The sequence below is a fragment of the Agromyces albus genome, from assembly GCF_004134825.1.
Classification (GTDB): domain Bacteria; phylum Actinomycetota; class Actinomycetes; order Actinomycetales; family Microbacteriaceae; genus Agromyces; species Agromyces albus.
The window spans coordinates 40,398-64,450 of record NZ_SDPN01000014.1 but is presented as its reverse complement, the minus strand read 5'-3'; the positions used below and the strand labels follow the sequence as shown (position 1 = coordinate 64,450).

Below are 24,053 nucleotides of genomic sequence, written 5' to 3'. Positions count from 1 at the left end.
CTCCGAGTGCTCAGCCGATGAGGGGGAGCAGGGGAATCGCCGCCCAGCCGGCGATGAGTCCGCCGATGATCGGTCCGACCACGGGCACCCAGGAGTAGGACCAGTCGCTGCCGCCCTTGCCCTGAATGGGGAGGATCGCGTGCGCGATGCGGGGACCGAGGTCGCGTGCCGGGTTGATGGCATAGCCGGTGGGGCCACCAAGGGAGGCGCCGATGCCGACGACGAGGAGCGCCACCGGCAGCGCGCCGAGCGCGGCGAGGCCGGAGGCGTCACCCTGGCGCCCGAAGCCGATCACGACGAACACGAGCACGAACGTGCCGACGATCTCGGTGGCGAGGTTCCACCCGTACGAGCGGATCGCCGGACCGGTCGAGAACACGCCGAGCTTCGCGGCCGGCTGGGGTTCCTCGTCGAAGTGCTGCTTGTACGCGAGCCAGCAGACGACGGCACCGATGATCGCACCGATGAGCTGGGCCCCGATGTAGGCGATCACCGAGAGGAACCCGACCGGGACGGTGCCGAAATCGGGATTGCCGAACTCTTCAGTGCGATTGGCCACGAGTCCGAGCGTGACCGCGGGGTTGAGGTGGGCGCCCGATGCCAGGGCAACGGTGACACCGGCGAAGACCGCGAGGCCCCATCCGAAGTTCACCATCAGGAAGCCGCCGCCGAAGCCCTTGTTCTTGACGAGCGCGACGTTCGCCACCACACCGCAACCGAGAAGCACGAGCATCGCGGTGCCGATGAGCTCGCTGAGGAACAACACTCCGAGACTGTCCACGTTGACCTTCCATCCTTTTCGCCGAGCCCGAGGGGCTTCGCCCAGGGGCGGAACAGAGCCCACGATACTCAGACGGAGCGTCCCCCGGAAAGGGCGCGCCGGAGATTTCCCTCCGCCTCTTACGGCCGGGCTCTCCGCGGGCGTAGGTTTGCCGAGAGTGCTGCGTCGGCGCCGATGCACAGGTCGCACGGCGTCCGGCAGCCGAGGGGAAGGGATGTCCGTGAAGAAGATCATCAACGATCCGAAACGCGTCGTCGACGAGTCCGTCGCCGGGTTCGGTGCTGCCCACGCCGATCTCGTGCGGGTCGAGATGGATCCGATCCACATCGTGCGCGCCGACGCCCCCATCGCCGGCAAGGTCGGCATCGTCAGCGGCGGGGGCAGCGGTCACGAGCCGCTTCACGCGGGCTTCGTCGGCTTCGGGATGCTGGATGCCGCCGTGCCCGGCGCCGTCTTCACGTCGCCTACTCCCGATCCGATCCTCGCAGCCACGAAGGCCGTCGACGGCGGCGCAGGGGTGCTGCACATCGTCAAGAACTACACGGGCGACGTCTTGAACTTCGAGACCGCCGCCGACCTGGCATCCGTCGAGGGCATCGACGTTCGCTCCGTGGTGACCAACGACGACGTCGCGGTGAAGGATTCGCTCTACACCGCCGGACGACGCGGCGTCGGCGGCACCGTGCTGGTCGAGAAGATCGCGGGTGCAGCTGCCGAACGCGGCGATTCGCTCGATGAGGTCGCCGAGGTCGCGGAGCGCGTCAACGCCAACGCGCGATCGATGGGGCTCGCGCTCACCCCGTGCATCGTCCCGCACGCCGGGGAGGAGAGCTTCACGCTCGCCGAAGACGAGATCGAGATCGGCATCGGCATCCACGGCGAACCGGGCCGCGAGCGGATCAAGCTCGAACCTGCCGACGGCCTCGTCGACCGCTTGCTCGCACCGATCCTCGAAGACCTCCCCTTCGAGTCCGGCGACCGCGTGCTGCTCTTCGTGAACGGCATGGGCGGTTCACCCCTCGTCGAGCTCTACATCGCCTATCGTCGAGCTGCCGAGGTGCTCGGCGAACGCGGCATCGAGATCGCCCGCTCGCTCGTCGGGAACTACATCACGTCGCTCGAGATGCAGGGCATGTCGATCACGTTGTTGAAACTCGACGACGAGATGGTCGAGTTGTGGGATGCACCGGTGCAGACTGCTGCACTCCGGTGGGGACGATAGAAGGGGGCACGTCGGTGGGATTGGATATCACCTGGGCGGTGGACTGGGTCAGGCGGAGCGCGCAGGTCGTATCGGACCACCGAATCGAGCTGATCACGCTGGATCGCGAGATCGGCGACGGAGACCACGGCGAGAACATGGACCGCGGCTTCCAGGCGGTGCTCCCGAAACTCGACGACCTGCATGCCGGGTCGACCCCGGGCGACGTGCTCAAGCTCGTCGCGACGACGCTCATCTCGACCGTCGGCGGTGCGGCAGGGCCGCTCTACGGCACCGCGTACCTGAAGGCCGCGGTTGCTGCAGGCGATTCGGTGTCACTCGACGCTGAGGCGATCGCGGGTATCCTCACGGCGGCCCGCGACGGAATCGTCTTGCGAGGCAAGGCCGAACCCGGCGACAAGACGATGGTCGACGCGTGGACGCCCGCCGTCGACGCCGCCACGGCCGCGGCAGCCGACGGGGCGGATGCCCTCGGCGCCCTCCAGGCCGCGGCGAGTGCCGCGTGGGAGGGTGCCGCGGCGACGGAACCGCTCGTGGCGCGCAAGGGGCGCGCGAGCTACCTCGGCGAGCGCTCCGCCGGACATCGCGACCCGGGCGCCGAATCGAGCGCCCTTCTCCTGCAGGCGGCGGCCGACGCAGCGGCGGCGTCGGCAGGTGCCTGACGTGGCGACGGCCGGGAAGGTCGGCGTCGTATTCGTGTCGCACTCCCAGCAGATCGCCGCAGGCCTCGTCGATCTCGCTCGCCAGATGGCGCCGACGGCGACGCTCGCCGCTGCAGGTGGCACCGACGACGGCCGGATCGGCACGAGCTTCGACCTCGTGTCGTCGGCGATCGCCCACGCCGATGCCGGCGAGGGCGTCGCGGTGCTCTGCGACCTCGGCTCCGCGATCCTCACGGCCGAGACCGCCCTCGACTTCCTCGATGACGAGGTGCGGGAACGAGTTCGCATCGTCGACGCCCCTCTCGTCGAAGGCGGCGTCGCTGCCGCGGTGTCCGCGGAGTCGGGCGATGGGCTCGATGCGGTCGTCGCGGCCGCGGAATCCGCTCGTGCGGGAGCAGAACCGGTCGGCGCGGCGGCCGAGGCAACGGTCGGCACGGATGCCGCGACCACCGACGCCGCCGCGGCATCCGGCTCCGGCTACTCCCGCTCGATCACGCTCGTGAACGCCGACGGCCTGCATGCGCGTCCCGCCGCGGAGCTCGTGAAGCTCGCGAGCGGGTTCACGCAGAAGATCACCGTGAACGGCACGGATGCGAAGAGCCTGCTCGGCATCATGTCGCTCGGCCTGACGAAGGGAGCTGTCGTCGAGATCGCGAGTACCGATCCCGACGGGCGCGAAGCGGTCGACGCCATCGCCGAACTCGCCGAGTCCGGCTTCGGCGAGGCGTGACGGGCGTTGCCCTCTAGTTGCCGCCCGCCACACGGATGTCGGCGCCCGACGTGTAGGACGCGTCGGGAGAGAAGAGGTACGCGACGGCTCCCGCGATCTCGTGGGGCTCGCCGGGTCGGCGCATCGGAATGCGCGGGGCGCGTTCCTCGGGCGCGTTGGGGCGACCCGCGGCCGCATGGATCTCGGTGCGAGTGGTGCCGGGCGACACGGTGTTGACCCGCACGCCGACCGGGCCGAACTCCTTCGCCGTGCCCGTCGTGAGCGCGTTGAGCGCGGCCTTGCTCATCGAGTAGGGGATGTAGGTGTTCGGCGAACCCGTCGTCGCTGCGCCCGAGGAGATGTTCACGATCGAGCCGCCGGCGCCGCCGCGATCCGTCGCCATGTGCGCGATCGCAGCGCGCGTGAGGACGATCGGCGCGAGCACGTTCACGCGGAACAGGAGCTCGGACTCCTCAATGGAGGCGTCGAGGAATCCGCCGATCCGGCCCGTGATCCCGGCGTTGTTGACGAGCCCGGTGATCGTTGCGAATTCGGCGATCGCCGTCGGCACGATCGTCGCGGCCGCGTCGAGGTCGGCGAGGTCGACCTGCAGGAAGCGTACGCGGGCACCGGATGCCTCGCACCGGCGTGCCACGGCATCGGCATCCGCCACCCTGTCCCGGAACGTCAGCACGAGGTCGTGTCCGTCGGCGGCAAGTCGCTCGGCGATCGCCGCACCGATGCCGCGGCTCGCTCCCGTGACGATCGTGACCGGCCGTGACGAGGCATCCGTTTCCATGCCGGCAAGCCTAGGTGCCGACAGTCGCCTCTGGCGGGAACACGCGGTACGGGCGTAGCATCGTGCCATGGCACGCGACACGGCGAGCCGCCCCGAGGGCAACGCGTTCACGCACTTCTTCGAGAGAGTGGATCGAGCGCTCCTCCCGATGTTCGGTCCGCCACCGATCACCGAGAGCGAACCAGAGGAACGTTCGCTCGATGAGCAGAGGTGTCCGTTGTGCGGACACCCGATGTTCGAGCACTCGTTCGATCACTCCACGCCCAACACCGTGATGACGTGTCCGACCGATGAGCGGATTCCCGAGCGCGATACCGCACGACCGCTCAACGAGCTCGGCATGCCCGCGACCGGACGGCGCCTCGAGCGATACGAAGAGCGCGGCGAGCCGCGCTGAGTCGCGAGTCGCCGGGGGAGTGGCCGGGCTACGCGACGTATGGCGCGTAGTCGATCTCGAGGAACTCCTCGACCTCGGGCACCCATCGTTCTGCGACGAACGCGACATGATCGGGATGCTCGTTGTACGCCGCATAGGCGGCGGCATCGGAGAACTCCATCGAGAATCCGAACGTGAAGTCGTTCTTCGCGCTCACCTGATGGAGCTGTTCGAATCGTTCGACACCCGGAATGCCGGCGAGCACCCTGGCGGTCTCGAGGAAGGATCGTTCTGCTTCGGAGCCCGTGGGGTGACGCAGACGGAACGCGACGGTGTGACGGATCATCGCTCCACCCTAGGGGCGATAGACACGAGGGCACACCGTCGTCTTCCGTCTCGTCAGGAGGTGGCCATGCTCGCGATCTGGATGAGGTTGCCGCACGTGTCGTCGAACACCGCGGTCGTCATGGGACCCATCGCGGTCGGCGGCTGGGTGAACTCGACGCCGGCGGCGACGAGCCGCGCGTGCTCCTTCTCGACGTCGTCGACCGCGAACGAGGTGTACGGGATGCCGTCGGCGACGAGCGCCTGCTTGAACGGCCGTGCCGCCGGGTGCTCGTCGGGCTCGAGCACGAGCTCGACGCCGTCGGGATCGTCGGGGGAGACGACGGTGAGCCAGCGGGCCTCGCCCGCCGCGAAGTCGGTCTTCTTCTCGAACCCGAGCACGTCGGTGTAGAAGTCGAGGGCTTTCGCCTGGTCGTCGACGAGCACGCTCGTGAGGTTGATGCGCATGGTCACTCCTGTTGTCGGTCGGTCTGGTGATCGTCGGATGTCACGAGTGGCCGGAACCACTCGTCCCACGTGGCGCGCAGCGGTGCGCGGTCGAGGGAGTGGAGGCGGTACTTGCCCTCGCGTCGGATCGTCACGAGCCCGGCCTGCTCGAGCACGTCGAGGTGCTTCGCGACGGCCTGTCGTGAGACCTCGAGGCCATGCCGCGACATGAGTCGTACGCACAGTTCGAAGAGCGTCTGCTCATCGCGCTCGGCGAGCTCCTCGACGAGGATTCGCCTCGTCGGGTCGGAAAGTGCTTTGAACACCGGATCCACAGAACCACTATAGGCAACCATATGGTTACCTGTCGAGCGCCGAGCGCACGAGAATCGGGGGAGTGGTGTCAGGCGTTCTCCACCAGCGACGTGAGCTCTGATCGGCCGTCAGCTCTTCTTCAGCTCCTCGGCGAGCATCACGAGGATGCCGCTAGGACCGCGGAGGTACGTGAGCTTGTAGACGTCTTCATAGGTCGCCACGCCGCGGAGCGGTCGGAATCCGTGCCTCGCGGCTACCTCAAGGGCTTCGTCGATGTCGTCGACTGAGAAGGCAACGCGGTGCATGCCGATCTCGTTGGGACGAGTGGGCTCCGACTCGATCGCCTCCGGGTGGATGTACTCGAAGAGTTCAAGGCGACCGTGACCGTCTGGCGTCTGGAGCATCGCAATCTTGGCGTGGTTGCCATCGAGGCCGACGGCGGTGTCGGTCCACTCACCGCTGACCGTGTCACGGCCGACGACCGTGAGACCGAGGTCGGTGAAGAAGGAGATCGCTGCTTCGAGGTCGCGAACGGCGATGCCGACGTTCTCGAGTTTGATGGCCATGCGTTGCATGCTACCGAGCCGGTCGATCGCTGCGGTGGTCGGACAGCGCTGCAGTTGGGGGAGACCGTTAAGCGGGCGTCTCGTTCTGCTCTCTTTGGGCGAGCCGCTGGAGTTGCCATCTGTGCACGTCTGGCAGCCAATCCAACGATGCCGATGGACCGACCCGCGGGTCGTCGGGAACACGTCCGTCTCGCAGGTCCTGCACGTACGCGCGATCCTGTTCGATTCGAGCTCGTAGCTGCTCAGCTCCACCGACTGAACCGTGACCGGGGATGACGGCAACAACGTCGTCGGCCACACTCTCGAACAGCCGCAGCGCGGCGAGGTAGTCCTCCATCGGATTCGCGGCCTCGAGATCGAGGAACGGCATCAGGATGTCAGAAAGCATGTCGCCGGCGACGAGGACGCCGCGCTCCTCGATCAACAGCGCCGCGTGGCCTGGGGCATGGGCCTGATGCTCGATGATCCGGACTTCGGGGCCATCCCAAGGGATCTGCGCAGCCTCGGCGGGCAGACCGGTGATGAGACCCAGCAGCTCCATCGGGATCTCCTCGGCGTACTCCGGCGGGAGCCCCGGGGCTATGCGGTCCCTCCAGTCCGCGTTCGACAGCAGATCCTGGAGAGAGGCCGCGCAGCGGGCCGTGCCGTAACGGGGCACGTCGCCGAAGTTCGCGTGCCAGAGCACGTGGTCCCAATCAGGGTGCGTGGAGAAGCCTGCCACGACAGGCTGGCCCAGCTCGCGAAGATCGTTCGCGAGGGCCGCCAGCTCGTCGCCTGTAATGCCGGGGTCGATGAGTAACACACCGTGCCGGCCCTGCACGACAACGGAATTACTCTGGAGGAACTCGCTCTCGTGAACGAGAACGCCCTCAACGACTTGCTTGAGCATGAACTGCCTTCCGCTTGTGGTCTCAACCGCTTGTCGAGACCGTATTGGCCGGCGGTAGTGCTTGCAAGCACTTTGGGTGAAGCAATTGAGCCCACCACCTGGTCACCGCGTCAGTCGGCGGGCTCGCAGAATCGAAGCTCGTTGCCGAAGGGATCGATGACCGTCATCGTTGGTCCGCCGGGGGCAGGGGGAGACGCTGTAGCTGGCCTGTTTTCCCCAAACGGACATAATGTGCATTATCGGCTAAACGTCTACGACGATGAGCCCGAGCCCACGGACGATCTCAGCAGCCTGCACGCCAGTTACCGAGGCACCCCGAAGCGTCACCGTGAGCGGGTCGATCTCACCGAGGGTGCTCCCACGCAGATCGGCGTCAGTGAAGTCAGCGCCGTGCAACACGGAACCCGAGAAGTCACAGCCGGCGAAGGTCGAGCGGGAGCATCGCGCGTTCGTGAGGTCCGCCTCGCGGAGTCGAACTCCTGTGAACTCGACGCCCTCGAGCGCGGCGCGGCGGAATCCCGTAAACGACCAGTCGCCGCCATGGACCTTCAGGATGCTGAAGTCGCAGCTGTCGAAGACGCAGCCGACGAGCTTGCAGCCGGTGAAGGTCGCGTCGAAGAAGTTGCAGCTGTGGAACGTGCAGTTCACGAACGCGGTGGATTCGTGGGTGGAGACGTTGAACTTCACGTTGACGAAGGCGCAGTTGGTGAAGGTCGCGCCGGAACTCGATGCCTCAGTGAGGTCGATGTCGACGAATCGCACGTCGGAGAACTTCGCACCGTCGAACTCGCGGGCGTACCAATCCTCGTCGCTGACCGTCGAGGTCTCAGAAGAAGGTGCACCGTCACGTCGTTCTGACATGCGCTCATCCAAGCATCAGCGGCTGACAACATGGTGGCCGTCGTCATCCGAGACAAGGTCGCGCACACGCGCGGTCCCCCGCACTGGGAGCTCGCGGCTTCCGGCTACGTGGAGCTCGTCCGAGGCGCAGCCGCGGTCTCCGTCGACGACTCGGAGCTCGCGTCTCCCCCACCGAGACGCTGGCTCCGAGCGAATTCCTGCGTTGTCGCCCATGTCGCCAAGAGTGTGAGCCCATCAGCTGCGGCGGTTCCGGCTTCCGCGGTATAGGTGCCGATTGAGAGGCCTGGTTCTCCGGGCATCTCGAAGACGTCGTAGTGGAGTTCGAGCGGTCCGATGGCGGGATGGCGGTAGATCTTCGTCCCGGTGCGGTGTTCGTGGACATCCTGCTCCGCCCAGTTCTTCCGGAACTGCGGGCTGCGGGTGGAGAGTTCGCCGATCAGTGCCGTCAGGTCGCTGTTGAGCGGGTCGCGGCCGGCCTCGTAGCGGAGCATCGCCGCGGTGAGGCTGCACGCGAGGGGCCAATCATCGTAGTAATCGCGTGCCCGCGAGTCGAGGAAGATGAAGCGCGCGTTGTTGGGCGGATCGGCCTCGAAGTGGGGCGCGAAGAGCGCGCGCCCGAGCAGGTTGGACGCGACGAGATCCTGGCGGGCGTTGTAGACCACGGCTGGGACGGCCATGTGGTCGAGAACTCGTTGCACCGACGGACGAATGGTTCGCGGGGATGTCGGTGGGCGGCGCGTCGCGGGCGTCGGTGGGACCGCGCGGGCAAGATCGAACAGGTGGGCGCGCTCGACGTCGTCGAGGTGCAGCGCGGTCGCGATGGCGTTGAGGACGCTCTCGGATGCTCCGTGAATCTTGCCGCGCTCGAGACGGGTGTAGTAGTCGAGGCTGACGCCGGCGAGCATCGCGACCTCTTCACGACGCAGTCCGGCAACGCGGCGTTCTCCGCCGAAGTCGGGAAGGCCCGCTTGTTCCGGTGTCACGTTCGCCCGGCGGGACATCAGGAACTCCCGCACATCGTCGTTCGTGTTCATAGCTTCCACCGTACGTCGGGCGGTCGAGAGGGTGGGAGGCTGTGGGGACGTCTCCCCCACCCTCTCGACCAGCTGCTGGGATCAGAGGGTGAGGAGGACCTTGGTGGCGCGTCGCTCGTCCATGGCCTTGTAGCCCTCGGCTGCCTCCTCGAGCGGGAGGGTGAGGTCGAACACCTTGCCCGGGTCGATCTTCCGGTCCCAGATCAGCTGGATCAGGTCGGGCAGGAAGCGCCGGACCGGCGCGGGACCGCCGAGGGTGTGGATTCCCGCGAAGAACAGCTCGATGCCGGGAACCTTCACGTCATAGTTCACGCCGACGTATCCCAGGTGCCCGCCGCCGCGGGTGGAGCCGACCGCCTGCATGAACGACTCCTGGGTGCCGACCGCCTCGACGACGGAGTGCGCGCCCATCCCGTCGGTGAGCTCCTTGATCTTCGCCACGCCGGCGTCGCCGCGCTCTTCGACGATGTCGGTCGCTCCATAGAACCGGGCGAGGGCCTGCCGCTCCGGATGACGGGACATCGCGATGATCCTCTCGGCGCCAAGCTGCTTGGCGGCGAGGATCGCCATCAGACCGACCGCGCCGTCACCGACGACCGCGACCGACTTTCCTGGGCCAGCCTGGGCGGCGACCGCGGCGAACCATCCGGTGCCGAGCACATCGGATGCCGCCAGCAGCGACGGGATCAGCTCGGGCTCGGGCTGCCCGGGCGTGGCAACCAGCGTGCCATCCGCCAATGGAATGCGAGCCTTCTCGGCTTGCGTTCCGATCTGCGAGACGAATGACGCGTGCACGCACTTGGACTGGAAACCCGACCGGCAGATCTCGCACGTGTTGTCCGAGATCACGAAGGACCCGACGACGAAGTCGCCGACCTTCACGTTCTTCACGTCCGCGCCGATCTCCTCGACCACACCGACGTACTCGTGACCCATCACCTGATGGTCAGCCGGCTCGATGCCGCGGTACGGCCAGAGGTCCGAACCGCAGACGCACGTCGCCGTCAGGCGAACGATCGCGTCAGTGGGCTCGACGATCCGCGGATCCTCGCGTTCCTCGACCCGGACGTCGCCCGCGCTGTACATCACTACTCCACGCATGCGTGTGACTCCTCGATGTCGTTCCGGCATCCGCGGCCGATTGCCGCGTAGATGCTGGGCGACGCAAGATCGCGTCGACCCCGAACCATCCAACGCCAGAACGGTCGGCGACTGAGAGGCCCTATCAGGTCCCCTCACCACGAATGTCCACAGAAGACGTCGCATTCGAGCTCGGCGAACACCTCGTGACGGCGGCTAAACGCCCGAGTTCTTGGCTCGCATCCAGACCACCGAGGGTGCAGTCAACGGCTCGTCGCCAGGATGTCGGAACGACTTCAGCATGTACTGCCCGAACCGCTTCCACGCCTCTGGCGCCGAGCGGTGAGTGCCACGTACCAGGCCGGCATTGGCGTGCAGCAGTAGGTAGAGGTCGCTGTGATCGAAGTCCGTTCGGAGCTCGCCGGCAGCTTTCACCCGGTCGATCAACACTATCGAGGCCTGCAAGGCCCGCTTGATCTCCTGCCGAAACAGCTCGGTACCGGTGCGCGGCGACAGGATCACGTCGCTGAAGGCCAGATCGGTGGCCTGCTGCTCGAGGATGAACAGCACATAGTCATGAAACGCCGGCCACGGCTGGGTGAGCGCTCGTTCCGCCTCCTGCTCGGTGCGATCGGCGTAGCGCCTCATCTTCTCCTCGAGCACGACGCTGACCAGGTCATCGATCGAAGGAAACCGCCGGTAGATCGTGCCCACGCCCACGCCGGCGACCTCGGCGATGTGTTCCAACGTGACCTGGGTGCCCTTCTCAGCGAACACGGACCCGGCTGCGCCGAGGATCGCCTGCCGATTGCGCTCGGCATCAGCGCGCAGTGGCCGCTCGGAGCTCGTCATGAACAGATTCTACCGAATTGGAATATCTGCTCCATATTGTGGTTCACCTAAATGGAACACCCGCTCCACTAAGGCGGCGGGGTCAGCCCAATCGAAAGAAGGAATCAATGATGAAGGCAGTCGCATTCGGTGCGTTCGACCAGGCACCTGCGGTGACCGAACTGGATATGCCGGAACCGGCTTCAGGCGAGGTCCGAGTCCGCGTTCGCGCCGCGTCTGTGAACGGCTTCGACCTGGCCGTCGCCAACGGCTATCTCAACGGCGCCATGGAGCACCGCTTCCCTGTCGTGCTCGGAAAGGACTTCGCAGGCACCGTCGATGCCGTCGGGCCCGAGGTCGTGGGCTTCCAGGTCGGTGACCGCGTCTTCGGCGTCGTGACCAAGCAGTTCCTCGGCGACGGCTCGTTCGCCGAGTACGTGACCGTGCCGGTAGCCGTCGGAATCGCGAAGCTGCCTGAGGAGATCGACTTCACGGATGCTGCGGGCTTGGGGCTTGCCGGCACTGCCGCGTTCGACTCGTTCAACGCTGCTGGGATCGGCGCGGACAGCACCGTGCTGGTCGCGGGCGCGACGGGTGGCGTGGGACAGCAGGCTCTCCAGCTCGCCGTCCGTGCCGGCGCCGAGGTGATCGCCACAGCGCACACCGCGGAGGAGATCGAGCTCGTCGGGAAGCTGGGCGCAACCCGCATCGTCGACTACACCGATGACGTCGCGGCACAGATCCGCGAGGCGTACCCGGGCGGCGTGGACGTCGTGCTCCACTTCGCGGGTGACGGGTCGGCGCTGGCCGGCGCGGTCAGGCAAGCGGGCGTGCTGGTCTCGACGCTGGTGCAGAGCCCCGACCAGATCCCGGCCGACGGTGTGCGCGTGGTGCCCATCTACGCCAATCCGTCACAGGAGACACTCGACCGCCTGGCAGCGAACCAGGTGAAGGGCCACACCACGGTGACGGTGCAGCGCGTCTACGACCTCGACAAGACCAGCGAAGCTTTCCGGCACTTCACCGCCGGCACGCTCGGCAAGCTCGTCGTCACCATCGACTGACACCGACCTTCATCTCAGAGGAACGAACAATTCCATGAACATCACTGTCTTCGGCGCCACCGGCGCGATCGGCGCGCTCACCGTGAACGAGCTGCTCACCCAAGGCCACACCGTCACCGCGGACGCACGCAACCGGAAGAAGGTCCCCTCCGGTTGGGGAGACGACGTCCGCGTTGTCGTCGGCGAGATCTCCGACCGGGCGGCCATCCACTCCGCGATCGACGGTGCCGATGTCGTCGTCAGCGCGCTCGGCCCCGACCTCAGCAGGAAGGCACAGGGCCTGCCGCTGGTCGAAGGAACTCGGCACATCCTCGACTCGATGACACGGCATGGCGTGAAGAGGTACATCGGCCACGCCACCCCGAGCATCCTCGACCCACAGGAGAAACCGACCGCCCAGACCAGGATGACGAAGTTCCTGGGCAGCATGTTCCTGCCTCGCGCCTCCCGGGAACTGGTCGGCATGATCGACCAGATCATGGCCTCCGGCATCGATTGGACCATCATCCGCTTCACCGCGCCGAAGAACACCCCCAAGACCGGGCGGGTGCGCGCCGGGTTCTTCGGGACCGACAAGATCGGAGCCGCCGTCAGCCGCGCGGACATCGCCGCGTTCACCGCATCACAGGTCAGCGACGACACCTACCTCAATCGCGCACCCGCCATCAGCAATTGAACCTGTGTTGAGCCGACGAACTCGAGGGGGCCCTATGGCGTGACGACCACCTTGCCGAGTGCGCGCCCCTCACCGACATGTGTGAGCGCTTGCGGCACCTCTTCGAGCGGGAAGACGCGATCGATGTGGACGCGAAGATCGCCGGCGACGCACCGCTCAGCGACGGGTTCGAAGTGCTTCGGCCCCTGCCTCGCAACGAGGACCCCCAACCGGCGTCCGGTGAGCACGCCGATCGCCGCCCCGACCGTCACGACCCGCAGCAGTGCTCGAACAGGCCCGCCGACGCAGAGATAGCGGCCGCCGCGAGCCAACGCCCGCCGGTAGGCGAACACGGATCGGTGGGCGACCAGATCGAGCACGAGGTCGTACGGCTCGAGCCTGGTGAAGTCCTGATTTCGATAGTCGACCACCTCGTCGGCGCCGAGCTCTCGCATGAAATCCAGCTTGCCCGCGTTGTCGACGCCGGTCACGTGCGCCCCGGAGCGCGAGGCGAGCTGGATCGCGAATGAGCCGGCACCGCCTCCGGCCCCGTTGATCAGCACGCGGAGCCCAGGGCGTGAGCGGGCGGTGCCCTGCAGTGCGATCGCAGCGGCTTGGGGCAGCGCCGAGGCCTCGGCGAACGTCAACTCAGGGGGCTTGCGAGCGAGCGCCGCCGCAGGTGCCACCGCGTACTCGGCGAAACCGCCCATGAGGCCCAGGTTGTCGCCGTACACCTCGTCACCGACCACGAAACCGGTGACGTCCGAGCCGACGGCTGCGACGCGCCCGGCGATGTCCGAACCGAGCACTCGATGCGAGGGGGTTCGCAGACCGCCGATGCGCGCGTATGCCGGGCTTCCGGTCAGACTTTCCCAGTCCGAGAGATTGACGGATGTCGCGACGACCTCGATGAGCACCTGCTTCGCGCCCGGCGACGGCACGGGAACCTCCTCGACCCTCAGCTGGTCGGGTAAGCCGTACCGCTCATAGACGACGGCCCTCATGCTGGTCGGCCGTCTCGACATGCGAGTCAGTGTACGCGGGGTGGGGCCGCCCCGGTGTCGGTGGTCTGTGCGATCGTACCGGCATGGCAGCCATCCAGCGCATCCGTCCTGAAGGGCTCGTCTCGAGTCCTGCCTTCAGCCACGTGGCCATCGTGCCGCCAGGCGCGACCACCATCTATGTCGGCGGCCAGAACGCCGTCGACGCCGACGGCTCGATCGTCGGCGAGGGCGACGTGGCCGTGCAGTCTGCCCGCGCCCTGGGGAATGCGAAGACGGCGCTGGCTGCGGCCGGTGCCACCCTCGGAGACGTCGTGCAGTGGACGGTGCTCTTCGTCGACGGCGTCGACCTCGCGGCGGGCTACGGGGCGATCGCTTCCGAGCTCGCGTCCGATGAACCGGCCCTGGTGACCGCGGCGCGTGTCGCCGGGCTCGGCGTGCCCGGCGCGCTCGTCGAGATCAGCGCGGTCGCCGCCGTGGTGCGATGATCCAGCGTTCGCCCTGATGCCGAGCGGTCCGAGTCCGCTCCCCCGGTCGACACGCGGCGGGATTCGGGCACATATATCCGACACTCGGCCGATGGTGAGGAATACCCTGATCCCGCACGTCCATGTCGTTGCCAGAAAGGACACTCCATGTCTGCTCCGCAGCCCAACGCGATGTTCGCCTCGTTCTCCCTCGACGCCTCGGGCTTGTCGAAGCCCGCCATCAACACCGTGCGCATGACGCTCGGCATCACCGGCGCCACGGCGCTCATCATCGGCATCCTGATCACGTTCTGGCCGAAGGACTCCGCGGTGGTGCTCACGGTGATGCTCGCGATCTACCTCGTGATCGCCGGCATCGCCTACGCGGGTCTCGGCATCTTCTCGAGAGGCATGTCCGGCGGCGCGAGGGCCTTGGATGTCATCCTCGGCATCCTGTTCATCGTCGGCGGCATCCTCGCCTTCGCCAACCTCGCGGCGACCGCCGTCTTCCTCGCGGTCTTCATCGGCGTGCTCATCGGCGTCCTGTGGATCGTCGAAGGCGTCGTCGCCCTCGCGCAGCTCGGTGATGCCCCGTCGAGGGGCTGGGCGATCTTCTTCGGCATCCTCAGCATCCTCGCCGGAATCGTGTTGCTCTTCTCGCCGCTCTGGGCTGCGATCGTGCTGTTCATCATCGCCGGCATCAGCCTCATCGTGCTCGGCATCATGCAGCTCGTGCGTGCGTTCACATTCGGTCGCGGGGCCCCGGCGACGGTGTGACGCTCAGCGAACGACGATGAGGCCGGCCGGATGCTCCGGGCCCGCCTCATCGCGTCAGCGGGTCACACTTCGCGGTTGAACCCCGAGGTGTCCCCCACGTAGCGCGTGTGCTCGGCCGGTACCGGCTCCACTGCGGCGGACGCCACTTCGGCGGCGAACTCCGACACGTTGAAGAGACGACCCGCGTCTTGCTTGCGAGCCTCGATCGCACCGGGATTGGCTCGCTCGAGCAGGGTCGCGGTGATCGTGCCCTCGATCATGTCGCCTGAGACGACCACGAAATCGAAGCCGGCCGCCTCGAGGGCGGGGATCTTCTCCCGCAGCGCGTCTTCACCGGCACGCTTCGACAACGCGACCGGCTCGTACTCGGGCATCGTCGGCGTCGTGCGGATGAAGTGCGCCTGGTGGCTCGTCACGAACACGATGCGTGCACCGTCGGCGAGGTGCGGGAGTGCTCCGTCGACGACGTTCACCTGCGCGTCGCGGTTGAGGCGCATCGCGTAGTCCTCCCCCATGCCGGACTCCATGCCGCCGGAGGCATTCAAGACGAGGATGTCGATGGGGCCGAGCTCGGCTACCGTGCGCTCGAACATCGCGGCGACGGATGCGGGATCCGTCAGGTCGGCACCCACCGCGATCGCCCGGCCACCGGCAGCGACGATCTCGTCGACGAGCTTCGCTGCCCTGGCCTCCTTGTTGCGGAAGTTGACGACGACGGCGGCACCTGCGCCGGCGAGGTAGCGCACCGTGTCGGCGCCGATGCCGCGCGACGAACCCGTCACGAGGGCGACGCGCCCGGTGAGCGAATCGGGGGCGAGTGGGTTGGTCACGAGTCGACTCCTCGAAGCTTCGGAATTGGGACCGTCGGTCCGCGGGCAGGACGCCGAACCGAGACTATCAACTCCCCCGGTCGCCTCTCCGCCCTGCTAGTTTCGGAATGGTGGCGGGTGCGAAGGAGGGCAATTGGATGTGCTGACCCAGTACGCCTGGATCGTCTGGCTGGTCTTGATCCTCGCGTTCGCCACGATCGAGGTGTTCACGCTCGAGATGACGTTCCTGATGATGGCCGTCGGCAGCGTCGCCGGCCTCCTCTCAGGCCTCTTCGGGGTTCCCTGGTGGGCCCAGTTCCTCATCGCGGCCGTCGTCTCCGTGGCACTCATCCTGACCCTCCGGCCACCGCTGCTCAGGCTCCTCCGCCGCGGCGGCGATCCGGCGCGCAGCAACGTCGACGCGCTCATCGGTGCCGACGGATCGGTTGTGCGTACCGTCACCCCGTCGGGCGGCCAGGTTCGTCTCCAGAATGGAGAGGTCTGGACGGCTCGCCTGTCCCCCATCACCGAACAGCCGGATGTCTCCGTGGGCGACCGCGTGCTCGTCACCGGCGTCGACGGCGCGACCGCAGTGGTCGTCCCCATCGAGCGCAGCACGCCGAACGCATAGGCGTCCCGCCGGAGCTCCGGTGATAGGTTCAGCACACAGGATGTCGAAGGGGCGATCGATGGTGGACCTCACCCAGTACGTCTGGATCGCGTGGCTCATCCTGATCCTCATCGCCGTGATCATCGAACTTCTCACACTCGAGTTCACGTTCCTCATGATCGCCTTCGGCAGCGTCGCCGGCCTCGGCGCCAATCTCCTCGGCTGGGAATGGTGGGTGCAGTTCCTCGTCGCCGCCGCCGTCTCGGTGTTGCTCCTCCTCACCATCCGCCCCGTCATGCTCCGCTACCTGCGCCGAGGGGCGGACCCGGCACTGAGCAACATCGCTGCACTGCATGGGATGTCAGGGCGAGTCGTCTCCCCCGTGGCAGACACGACCGGGCTCGTCAAGCTTGCCAACGGCGAGACGTGGACGGCGCGCCTCGCACCCGAATCCACCCAGCGCCTCATCGACACCGGGGCATCCGTTCGGGTCGTCCTCGTCGACGGCGCGACCGTCGTCATCGTTCCGCTCGAGCGCGACAGCGCCTGAAGCCTCGTTCGTTCAACCGCAGAGGAGTTCACCATGATCGGCATCGAGGGATTCGTTGGCCAGATCTTCGTCATCGCGCTGCTGATCGTCGTCGGGATCTTCGTCTTGGTCGTGCTGGTTCGCGCGATCCGCATCATCCCGCAGGCATACGCGGGCGTCGTCGAGCGGCTCGGTCGCTATCACAAGACCCTCATGCCGGGCTTGAACATCCTGGTGCCGTTCATCGATCGAGTGCGTCCGCTCGTCGACATGCGCGAGACCGTCGTCTCGTTCCCGCCACAGCCGGTCATCACCGAAGACAACCTGGTCGTGTCGATCGACACCGTCGTCTACTTCCAGGTCACGGATGCCAGGGCTGCGACGTATGAGATCGCGAATTATCTCGGTGCGGTCGAACAGCTGACCACCACGACGCTCCGAAACGTCGTCGGCGGATTGAACCTCGAAGAGGCGCTCACGTCACGCGACAACATCAACGGGCAGCTTCGCGTCGTGCTCGATGAAGCCACTGGCAAGTGGGGCATCCGCGTCTCTCGTGTCGAGCTCAAGGCGATCGACCCGCCCCACTCGATTCAGGACTCGATGGAGAAGCAGATGCGCGCCGAGCGCGACCGCCGCGCACTGATCCTCACCGCCGAGGGAACCAAGCAGTCTGCGATCCTCACGGCAGAGGGGGCCCGACAAGCCGCGATCCTCGAGGCCGAGGGGTATGCGCAAGCGGCAGTGCTTCGGGCGCAGGGTGAGGCGGAGGCGATCCTCAAGGTCTTCGAGGCCATTCACAAGGGCGACGCCGATCCCAAGCTCCTCGCCTACCAGTACCTGCAGACGCTCCCCCAGATCGCGCAGGGCGAGTCGAACAAGCTCTGGATCGTGCCGAGCGAGCTCACCGAGGCGCTGAAGGGCATCGGGCGGGCGTTCGTGCCGCCACAGGCCGGCCCGAACGACGCAGCGCCGCCGCGGAGCTGACGTCGCGCGTGGCCTCCACCTACTTCGAACCACCGGGGCCGCGGGTGCTCGCTCATCGCGGCTTCGCGGTCGACGCGCCTGAGAACACGCTCCTCGCATTCGAGAAGGCCGTCGCCATCGGTGTGCAGTACATCGAGACCGATGTGCACGTCAGTCGCGACGAAACGGCGGTCGTCGCGCATGACCCATCACTCCAGCGCGTGGCCGGTCGAGACATCACGGTGGCGCAACTCGCGATGGCCGAGCTCGGCCGGGTCGACCTCGGTCGAGGTCAGGGCTTCTGCTCGCTCGAAGAGGCACTCGACGCCTTCCCCGAGACGCGTTTCAACATCGATGTGAAAGTCGAACGGGCGGTGGAGCCCGTCGTCTCGGCGGTCAAGCGCACCGGAGCCGAGTCGCGCGTGCTGCTGACGAGCTTCTCCGAGCGGCGACGGCTCCGGCTCGCGTCGCTCGTGCCCGGCGTCGCCACGTCGGCCGGCAGCGCCGGGGTCATCCGTGCCCGCGTCGCCGCATTCGCCGGGCCCCAGGCGCGACTCGTTCGCGCGCTGCGCGGCGCCGGCGCCCTACAGATTCCCGAGCGCTCGGGCGGGGTGCGGCTCGTCACCGCACGCTTCGTGGCGGCGGTGCAACGCGCCGGCAGCGAGGTGCACGTGTGGACGGTCAACGACCGCGCCGACATGACCCGATTGCTCGATCTCGGCATCGACGGGCTCGTCACTGATCGCGCGGACCTCGCGTTCGAGGTCATCTCGGCTCGAAGCTGAGAATTCCCCGGCAATCCATCAGCCCGCGGGAAGGGAATGCCCAGCTTGATCGTCTATACCTAGAGAGGATCGAGAGGAGTACGCCATGGCGGACAGGAGCCTTCGGGGCATGCGAATCGGCGCCCAGAGCCTGCAGAGCGAGGACGGCGTCGTCTTCGCCGACCGTGCAGACTACACCTACCGTTGCGAGGTGTGCGGCCGCGAGACGGTGATGACGTTCTCGACCGAGGCTGAGCTCCCCGAGACCTGGGAGTGCCGCTTCTGCGGTGCAGCCGCGACGCTGCTCGTCGACTCGAAGCCGGTCGAGATCGACCGTTCGGGTGAGAAGGTCGCCCGAACCCACTGGGACATGCTGCTCGAGCGCCGCACGCGCGCCGAGCTCGAAGAGTTGCTCGAGGAGCGGCTCAACTACCTGCGCGCCCGTCGGGGTCAGCAGAAGATCGGCGCGTAGAGGCGAACCACGCCGCGGCAGCTCGCCGTTTCGCGAGCACTGCCGCGGCGATCAGCCCGCCCACCGCGCTGATGATGACGAGGAACGGGATGCCGCCGCCGATCGCGACCGCGGGCGTCAGGCCTTCACGAAGCTCGACCTCGGTCACCATCGCCCCCGGCTTGTAGGCGGGCAGCGAATCGATGGTGCGCCCCGTCGGGTCGATCACCTGGCTCGTGCCGACGGTTGAGATGTTCACGACGGAGCGCCCGGTCTCGACCGCACGGAGCCGCGCGATCGCCAACTGCTGTTGGTTCTCGTCGGTGCCCCGGAAGTCGGCGTTGTTGGTCTGGAACATGTAGAGCTCGGCACCCTCGCGCGCCCCTTGCCAGATGAGCTCGTCGTAGATCACGTCGAAGCAGATGGCGAGCCCGGTCACGGCATCGCCGAGATCGAAGACGGGCGGGTTGGTGCCTGGCGTGTAGCCGCGCTGGATCAGCCCGACGAGGTCGGGGGCGAGCGATTCGTAGAACCACCGATCTGGGATGTACTCCCCGAAGGGCACAGGGTTCCGCTTGTCGTAGCTCGCGACCGCCCCCTCCCCTGCGCGCCAGAGCAGCGAGGTGTTGAAGAACTTCTCGTCAAGGCTCGTCACCGTATTGAGGATGACGGGGGCATCGAGCCGCTCGCTCAGCGAATCGAAGATGCGCGCGGCCTCGGTGCTTCGCATCGGATCGACGTCTGAGCCGCCCTCGGGCCACAGGAGCACGTCGACTCCCGACTCATCGAGGATCGGTTCGGTCGCCTCGAGCTGCTCGGCGAGGACGTCGCCCGGTGACCGTTCGTCGAAGTATCCGGAAGGGCCGTCGCCCTGCACGCTCGCCACGGTGAGTTCTCCGTTGGGCGTCGTCGGCCACGCGGGGATCACCATCGCGACGAGGATGACCGCCGCAACCGGCACGGCGGTGCGCAGGTCGCGCCATCCTCGCAACCGCACCCACTCGATGAGCGCAGCCACGATCGCGACCATCACGAAACTGAGTCCGGTCGATCCGATCCAGGAGACCACGTCGGCGAACGGGCTCTCGGACTGGCTGAGGGCGGCACGGCCCCACGGGAAGCCGCCATAGGGCACTGATCCCGTCGCGGCCTCGCGCACGCACCACAGGCCCGCGACGAGGAGCGGCAGCCACACCAGTCGCACCCATCGCGACGGACTCGCCTGCGGCAGCCATCGGTAGGCGAGCGTGATGAGCACCGCCCCCGCCGCGACGAAGGTCGACTCGAGGAACGAGAGCGCGAGCCACGGCACGGGCCCGAGGTACAGCGATGTCCACGACACCTGCAGCAGGTAGAACGTCAAGCCGAAGGCGAAACCCACGAGCAGGGCCGACCACGAAGAGCGGCCGATCAGGCTGACGAGGGCGAGGGCGATGCCGAGGAATGCGAGCGGCCAGGCGCTCGCGCCGGGAAAGCCCAGGTCGTAGACGGCGCCGCCGGCGATTGCCACGAGAACGGCGGCCCAAGTCGGCAGCACGGGACGCTGGAGGTTCTCGGGCACCCGTTCAGCCTAAGCGACGAGCGCGGGTGATCAGCCCAGCGAGCCGTACGCCACGACGCCGCGCCGCACCGTGTCGATCGCGGCGCGAGCGGTCGCCCCGAGCTCGGCGTCGGCGACGATCGAAACCTGGTCGAGCAAGTCGACCACTTGCTTCGTGAGTCGCACGAAATCGCCCGCGGCGAGCTCGGTGTCGTCAAGCACGTTGCCGAGTGCGGCGCCGCGCGCCCACGCGTACATCGCCGACGAGAGGGCCGGCGACGGTTGCTCGCTGCCCGCGAGTCGATGCTCGCGCTCGAGGTGGTCGAGCTCGCTCCAGACGTCGAGCGTTCGCTCGAACGCCTCACGGAATCCGGCGCGCGGCAATCGGAACTGCTCGCCGCGGTCGTCGCGGCGAGGCTCGTAGACGAGCGCCGCAGCCATTGCGGCGAGGCCAGCGGTGTCGAGGCCGTCCCACAGCCCGCGGCGCAGCGACTCGGCCACCAGCAGGTCGCGCTCGCCATAGATGCGCTTCAGGATGCGGCCCGCCGAGGTCGACACGAGGGCGCCGTGTTTGTCGTACTCGAGGTACCGGAGGGCCTCGAGCACCTCGGCGACCCGGTCGAATCGCTTGGCGACCTGCCCGGTGCGGGTGCGGATCTGCCGCGACAACTGCTCGTGCTCCTGCTTCAGTCGCCACCATCGCTCGGCCCACCGTGCGTGCTGCTCGCGCTCAGCGCACCCATGGCACGGGTGCGCGCGCATCGCCTTGCGTGCCGCGGTGAGCTCGCGCTGCATCCGTTCGCGCTGGCCGTGCGAGGGGTTGCCTTTCGACGCCTGCCGCTCGAGCTCGCCGATGCGCCGCCGCAAGGCCGCGTACTCGCCGAAGTCGCCGAGGTGACACCGCATCGCCTCCTCGAATCCGACCATCGATTCCTCTTGCTTGCGCAGGGTGCGGGCGAGGTCGACGACGGCACGGTCGGCCTGGAACTGCGCGAACGAGAGCTCGAGGATCTGGCGGGTGCGCTCGCGCCCGAACTGGTCGATGAGGTTGACGGCCATGTTGTACGTCGGCTTGAAGCTCGAGTTCATCGGGTAGCTTCGCCGGGAGGCGAGCGAGGCGACCGACTCGGGGTCGAGCCCGTCGACCCACTGGATCACCGAGTGCCCCTCGACGTCGATGCCGCGCCGGCCTGCGCGGCCGGTCAGCTGGGTGTACTCCCCCGGTGTGATCGGCACTCGCGCTTCGCCGTTGAACTTCTCGAGCTTCTCGAGCACGACGGAGCGCGCCGGCATGTTGACGCCGAGCGCGAGTGTCTCGGTCGCGAACACGACCTTCAGGAGCTTCCGCTGGAAGAGGTCTTCGACGATCTCCTTGAAGGCCGGCAGCATGCCCGCGTGGTGCGCGGCGACGCCCCGTTCGAGACCCTCGAGCCACTCCCAGTAGCCGAGCACGGCGAGATCCTCGTCGCGCAGCATCCGTGCCCGTTCCTCGACGATCGCCTTGATCTCGGCGCGTTCGTGCGATTCGGTGAGCCGGATGCCGGATTGCAGCACTTGGCGAACGGCTTGGTCGCACCCCGCCCGCGAGAAGATGAACACGATCGCCGGGAGCAGGTTCTTGCCCTGCAGGAGCGCGACCACCTCTGGCCGGTCGGCACGGCCGCTGCCCTGGCCCGGCTGGTGATACCGGCCACGATCGCCGCCACGGCGGCCGCGCTCGGATCGGGCCGTGATGGAGCGGCCGCCGGCACGCGCGAGGCGCTGGAGTTCGGGGTTCACCCGATGCGTCGCCACCGGGCCTGAAGAATCGAAGAGGTCGAGCAGCTTCGCCTTCACGAGTACATGCTGCTCGAGTGGCACCGGTCGCTCCTCGGAGACGATCACGTCGGTGTCGCCGCGCACCGCCTGCAGCCAGTCGCCGAACTCTTCGGCGTTCGACACGGTCGCGCTGAGCGAGACGAGCCGCACGGCTTCGGGGAGGTGGATGATCACCTCTTCCCAGACGGCGCCTCGGAACCGGTCGGCGAGGTAGTGCACCTCGTCCATGACCACGTACGCGAGCCGATCGAGGAGCGGCGAGTCGGCGTAGAGCATGTTGCGGAGCACCTCGGTGGTCATCACCACGATGCGTGCACTCGAGTTGATGTTCGTGTCACCCGTGAGCAGACCGACCTTGTCGGCACCCCACGTGTCGACGAACTCCTGGTACTTCTGGTTGCTGAGCGCCTTGATCGGCGTGGTGTAGAAGACCTTCTCATCGCGGGCCTGCATCGCCAGGTAGAGGGCGAACTCGGCCACGATCGTCTTGCCGGCACCGGTGGGCGCCGCGACGAGGACGCTGCGCCCCTCGTCGAGCGATGCGCACGACGCGCGCTGGAACGGGTCGAGCTCGAACCGGAGCCCGGCGGCGAACTCGGCGAGCCGAGGCTGGCGGCGTTCCTGACGCGAAAGCGCGTAGCGCTCGGACGGCGAGAGGCTCATCACCCCTCCAGCCTAGACAGCCGCCCCGAATTCGCGTGCGTTGCGCCGTTCGACACGGCGATCGTGCAGGTGTGCGATGAACCAGGCCGCGAAATACAGCGCGATCATGGGGATCGCCAGCATGAACATCGACACGACGTCGGCCGACGGCGTCGCAATGGCCGTGAAGAGCACGATCACGAGGATCGCGACCCGCCAGGACTTGATGATCGCCGCGGCGCTCAGGATGCCCGCGGCGTTCAGCAGCACGATGAAGACCGGGACGACGAAGGCGACGCCGATCGCGACCACGAGCTTCAGCACGAAGTCGATGTACTCCTTCGCGGTCAGGAGCGACAATGCGCCTTCGGGCACGAAACTCGTCATGAGCTTGACGATGTTCGGCAGCACGAACCATCCGGCGGCGCAACCCGCGAAGAACAGCGGGATCGCCGTTGCGAAGAAGGCGAACGTGAAGCGGCGCTCACGCTGGTTCAGCCCCGGCACGAGGAATGCGAAGATCTGGTACAGCCACACCGGACTCGAGATCACGACACCGAGCGTGAACGCGATCTGCAGGAGCAGGTCGAACCCGCTCGAGATCGTCGGGAAGATGATCGCCGTGTCGGAGCCCTGTGCCTCGGCCACGCGCTGCACGGGTTCCTGGATCGCGTCCCAGACGAACAGGTCGGTGAGCCACCACCCGAGACCTGCGCCGACGACGATTGCGATCGCGGAGATGAAGAGGCGCTTGCGGAGCTCGATCAGGTGCTGACCGAGCGACATCCGCTTCTCGCGGTTCTTCTCGCCGCGATCCTTCACCGCGGTCACCGGAGTCAGGAGTTCTTGCCGGAACCCGGCTCGTCGGAACTGGCGGGCGCGTCGCCCGCGGCGGGCGCGTCGTCGGCCTTGTCGGAGCGCACCTCGCTCTTCAGGATCTTCATCGACTGGCCGAGGCTGCGCGCGAGCGCGGGGAGCTTGGGAGCGCCGAAGAGCAGCAGGATGACCGCGAGGATGATCAGCGCGTGCCAACCAGTGAAGCCTTGCCACATAGGTGTTCGTCC

Annotated in this window: 30 protein-coding genes; 13 read left to right on the top strand and 17 right to left on the bottom strand. The window is 67.3% G+C overall.

Features of this window, described 5'->3' with window-relative positions; genetic code table 11:
- Positions 1 to 10 precede the first annotated feature (10 nt).
- The gene (locus ESP51_RS09560; RefSeq protein WP_241843090.1) at positions 11 to 733 is read right to left on the bottom strand and encodes an MIP/aquaporin family protein; all 723 of its coding nucleotides are present in this window, start codon (positions 731 to 733) and stop codon (positions 11 to 13) included.
- A gap of 268 nt (positions 734 to 1,001) precedes the next feature.
- Between ESP51_RS09560 and dhaK the strand changes: the two genes are divergently transcribed.
- Genes dhaK through dhaM form a run of 3 tightly spaced genes read left to right on the top strand, consistent with a single transcriptional unit; the run spans position 1,002 to position 3,395 of the window.
- A complete protein-coding gene (gene dhaK / locus ESP51_RS09555) occupies positions 1,002 to 2,003 on the top strand; it encodes a dihydroxyacetone kinase subunit DhaK (RefSeq protein ID WP_129520704.1) in 1,002 nt (333 codons plus the stop codon).
- Between the two features lie 14 nt (positions 2,004 to 2,017).
- Positions 2,018 to 2,665 (top strand): dihydroxyacetone kinase subunit DhaL, encoded by a 648-nt coding sequence (gene dhaL, locus ESP51_RS09550; protein WP_129520670.1) that lies wholly within the window; start codon positions 2,018 to 2,020, stop codon positions 2,663 to 2,665.
- Between the two features lies 1 nt (position 2,666).
- On the top strand, positions 2,667 to 3,395 hold the full coding sequence (gene dhaM / locus ESP51_RS09545; RefSeq protein ID WP_241843088.1) for a dihydroxyacetone kinase phosphoryl donor subunit DhaM: 729 nt from the start codon (positions 2,667 to 2,669) through the stop codon (positions 3,393 to 3,395).
- 13 nt (positions 3,396 to 3,408) lie between these two features.
- Here dhaM and ESP51_RS09540 read toward each other — a convergent pair whose 3' ends face one another.
- The gene (locus ESP51_RS09540) at positions 3,409 to 4,173 is read right to left on the bottom strand and encodes an SDR family NAD(P)-dependent oxidoreductase (RefSeq protein WP_129520669.1); all 765 of its coding nucleotides are present in this window, start codon (positions 4,171 to 4,173) and stop codon (positions 3,409 to 3,411) included.
- 67 nt (positions 4,174 to 4,240) lie between these two features.
- On the opposite strand from ESP51_RS09540, the gene ESP51_RS09535 reads away from it, so the two are divergent.
- Positions 4,241 to 4,570 (top strand): hypothetical protein, encoded by a 330-nt coding sequence (locus ESP51_RS09535; RefSeq protein WP_129520668.1) that lies wholly within the window; start codon positions 4,241 to 4,243, stop codon positions 4,568 to 4,570.
- 28 nt (positions 4,571 to 4,598) lie between these two features.
- Here ESP51_RS09535 and ESP51_RS09530 read toward each other — a convergent pair whose 3' ends face one another.
- The 9 genes from ESP51_RS09530 to ESP51_RS09485 all read right to left on the bottom strand — a co-directional run bounded on the left by ESP51_RS09530 (position 4,599) and on the right by ESP51_RS09485 (position 10,917).
- A complete protein-coding gene (locus ESP51_RS09530) occupies positions 4,599 to 4,895 on the bottom strand; it encodes a Dabb family protein (RefSeq protein ID WP_129520667.1) in 297 nt (98 codons plus the stop codon).
- Positions 4,896 to 4,948: 53 nt separating this feature from the next.
- Complete coding sequence (locus ESP51_RS09525; protein ID WP_129520666.1) at positions 4,949 to 5,341, bottom strand: VOC family protein; 393 nt, start codon at positions 5,339 to 5,341, stop codon at positions 4,949 to 4,951.
- 2 nt (positions 5,342 to 5,343) lie between these two features.
- Positions 5,344 to 5,655: an ArsR/SmtB family transcription factor gene (locus tag ESP51_RS09520; RefSeq protein WP_206737261.1), complete on the bottom strand. Its 312-nt coding sequence runs from the start codon at positions 5,653 to 5,655 to the stop codon at positions 5,344 to 5,346.
- A 108-nt stretch (positions 5,656 to 5,763) separates the two neighbouring features.
- The gene (locus ESP51_RS09515) at positions 5,764 to 6,201 is read right to left on the bottom strand and encodes a VOC family protein (protein WP_129520664.1); all 438 of its coding nucleotides are present in this window, start codon (positions 6,199 to 6,201) and stop codon (positions 5,764 to 5,766) included.
- A 67-nt stretch (positions 6,202 to 6,268) separates the two neighbouring features.
- The gene (locus tag ESP51_RS09510; protein ID WP_129520663.1) at positions 6,269 to 7,090 is read right to left on the bottom strand and encodes an MBL fold metallo-hydrolase; all 822 of its coding nucleotides are present in this window, start codon (positions 7,088 to 7,090) and stop codon (positions 6,269 to 6,271) included.
- A gap of 243 nt (positions 7,091 to 7,333) precedes the next feature.
- Positions 7,334 to 7,951, bottom strand: a complete 618-nt coding sequence (locus tag ESP51_RS09500) for a pentapeptide repeat-containing protein (protein ID WP_129520662.1) — start codon at positions 7,949 to 7,951, stop codon at positions 7,334 to 7,336.
- A gap of 104 nt (positions 7,952 to 8,055) precedes the next feature.
- Complete coding sequence (locus tag ESP51_RS09495; protein ID WP_129520661.1) at positions 8,056 to 8,985, bottom strand: helix-turn-helix transcriptional regulator; 930 nt, start codon at positions 8,983 to 8,985, stop codon at positions 8,056 to 8,058.
- An 81-nt stretch (positions 8,986 to 9,066) separates the two neighbouring features.
- A complete protein-coding gene (locus ESP51_RS09490; RefSeq protein WP_206737260.1) occupies positions 9,067 to 10,086 on the bottom strand; it encodes a zinc-dependent alcohol dehydrogenase family protein in 1,020 nt (339 codons plus the stop codon).
- Between the two features lie 195 nt (positions 10,087 to 10,281).
- On the bottom strand, positions 10,282 to 10,917 hold the full coding sequence (locus tag ESP51_RS09485) for a TetR/AcrR family transcriptional regulator (protein ID WP_129520660.1): 636 nt from the start codon (positions 10,915 to 10,917) through the stop codon (positions 10,282 to 10,284).
- A gap of 110 nt (positions 10,918 to 11,027) precedes the next feature.
- On the opposite strand from ESP51_RS09485, the gene ESP51_RS09480 reads away from it, so the two are divergent.
- Both ESP51_RS09480 and ESP51_RS09475 read left to right on the top strand, forming a co-directional pair.
- On the top strand, positions 11,028 to 11,960 hold the full coding sequence (locus tag ESP51_RS09480; RefSeq protein ID WP_129520659.1) for an NADP-dependent oxidoreductase: 933 nt from the start codon (positions 11,028 to 11,030) through the stop codon (positions 11,958 to 11,960).
- A 34-nt stretch (positions 11,961 to 11,994) separates the two neighbouring features.
- Complete coding sequence (locus ESP51_RS09475; RefSeq protein ID WP_129520658.1) at positions 11,995 to 12,636, top strand: NAD(P)-dependent oxidoreductase; 642 nt, start codon at positions 11,995 to 11,997, stop codon at positions 12,634 to 12,636.
- A gap of 32 nt (positions 12,637 to 12,668) precedes the next feature.
- Here the strand turns inward: ESP51_RS09475 and ESP51_RS09470 are convergent, their stop codons facing one another.
- Positions 12,669 to 13,640, bottom strand: coding sequence for an NAD(P)-dependent alcohol dehydrogenase (locus ESP51_RS09470; protein ID WP_241843086.1), 972 nt, complete (start codon positions 13,638 to 13,640; stop codon positions 12,669 to 12,671).
- A 62-nt stretch (positions 13,641 to 13,702) separates the two neighbouring features.
- Between ESP51_RS09470 and ESP51_RS09465 the strand changes: the two genes are divergently transcribed.
- Complete coding sequence (locus ESP51_RS09465) at positions 13,703 to 14,104, top strand: RidA family protein (protein WP_129520657.1); 402 nt, start codon at positions 13,703 to 13,705, stop codon at positions 14,102 to 14,104.
- A gap of 147 nt (positions 14,105 to 14,251) precedes the next feature.
- A complete protein-coding gene (locus ESP51_RS09460) occupies positions 14,252 to 14,860 on the top strand; it encodes an HdeD family acid-resistance protein (RefSeq protein WP_129520656.1) in 609 nt (202 codons plus the stop codon).
- A gap of 62 nt (positions 14,861 to 14,922) precedes the next feature.
- Here the strand turns inward: ESP51_RS09460 and ESP51_RS09455 are convergent, their stop codons facing one another.
- Positions 14,923 to 15,690 carry an SDR family oxidoreductase gene (locus ESP51_RS09455; protein ID WP_129520655.1) on the bottom strand — a complete coding sequence of 256 codons (768 nt, stop codon included), beginning with the start codon at positions 15,688 to 15,690 and terminating at the stop codon, positions 14,923 to 14,925.
- 139 nt (positions 15,691 to 15,829) lie between these two features.
- Between ESP51_RS09455 and ESP51_RS09450 the strand changes: the two genes are divergently transcribed.
- The 5 genes from ESP51_RS09450 (at position 15,830) to ESP51_RS09430 (ending at position 19,010) form a co-directional block, all read left to right on the top strand.
- Positions 15,830 to 16,300: an NfeD family protein gene (locus ESP51_RS09450; protein ID WP_241843089.1), complete on the top strand. Its 471-nt coding sequence runs from the start codon at positions 15,830 to 15,832 to the stop codon at positions 16,298 to 16,300.
- A gap of 58 nt (positions 16,301 to 16,358) precedes the next feature.
- Positions 16,359 to 16,829 carry an NfeD family protein gene (locus ESP51_RS09445; protein ID WP_129520653.1) on the top strand — a complete coding sequence of 157 codons (471 nt, stop codon included), beginning with the start codon at positions 16,359 to 16,361 and terminating at the stop codon, positions 16,827 to 16,829.
- Between the two features lie 33 nt (positions 16,830 to 16,862).
- Positions 16,863 to 17,795, top strand: a complete 933-nt coding sequence (locus tag ESP51_RS09440) for an SPFH domain-containing protein (RefSeq protein WP_129520652.1) — start codon at positions 16,863 to 16,865, stop codon at positions 17,793 to 17,795.
- A gap of 8 nt (positions 17,796 to 17,803) precedes the next feature.
- Complete coding sequence (locus tag ESP51_RS09435; RefSeq protein WP_129520651.1) at positions 17,804 to 18,559, top strand: glycerophosphodiester phosphodiesterase family protein; 756 nt, start codon at positions 17,804 to 17,806, stop codon at positions 18,557 to 18,559.
- An 85-nt stretch (positions 18,560 to 18,644) separates the two neighbouring features.
- Complete coding sequence (locus ESP51_RS09430; protein ID WP_129520650.1) at positions 18,645 to 19,010, top strand: RNA polymerase-binding protein RbpA; 366 nt, start codon at positions 18,645 to 18,647, stop codon at positions 19,008 to 19,010.
- Here ESP51_RS09430 and lnt read toward each other — a convergent pair.
- From lnt to tatA, 4 genes are read right to left on the bottom strand one after another with little or no spacing between them, the layout of a single operon-like run.
- Complete coding sequence (lnt, locus tag ESP51_RS09425) at positions 18,964 to 20,550, bottom strand: apolipoprotein N-acyltransferase (RefSeq protein ID WP_129520649.1); 1,587 nt, start codon at positions 20,548 to 20,550, stop codon at positions 18,964 to 18,966. The two genes, ESP51_RS09430 and lnt, sit on opposite strands and share 47 nt — an antisense overlap.
- Before the next feature lie 30 nt (positions 20,551 to 20,580).
- The gene (locus ESP51_RS09420) at positions 20,581 to 23,010 is read right to left on the bottom strand and encodes a DEAD/DEAH box helicase (RefSeq protein ID WP_129520648.1); all 2,430 of its coding nucleotides are present in this window, start codon (positions 23,008 to 23,010) and stop codon (positions 20,581 to 20,583) included.
- Between the two features lie 12 nt (positions 23,011 to 23,022).
- A complete protein-coding gene (gene tatC / locus ESP51_RS09415; protein ID WP_129520701.1) occupies positions 23,023 to 23,775 on the bottom strand; it encodes a twin-arginine translocase subunit TatC in 753 nt (250 codons plus the stop codon).
- A gap of 50 nt (positions 23,776 to 23,825) precedes the next feature.
- Positions 23,826 to 24,041, bottom strand: a complete 216-nt coding sequence (gene tatA, locus ESP51_RS09410; protein WP_129520647.1) for a twin-arginine translocase TatA/TatE family subunit — start codon at positions 24,039 to 24,041, stop codon at positions 23,826 to 23,828.
- Between the last annotated feature and the right edge of the window lie 12 nt (positions 24,042 to 24,053).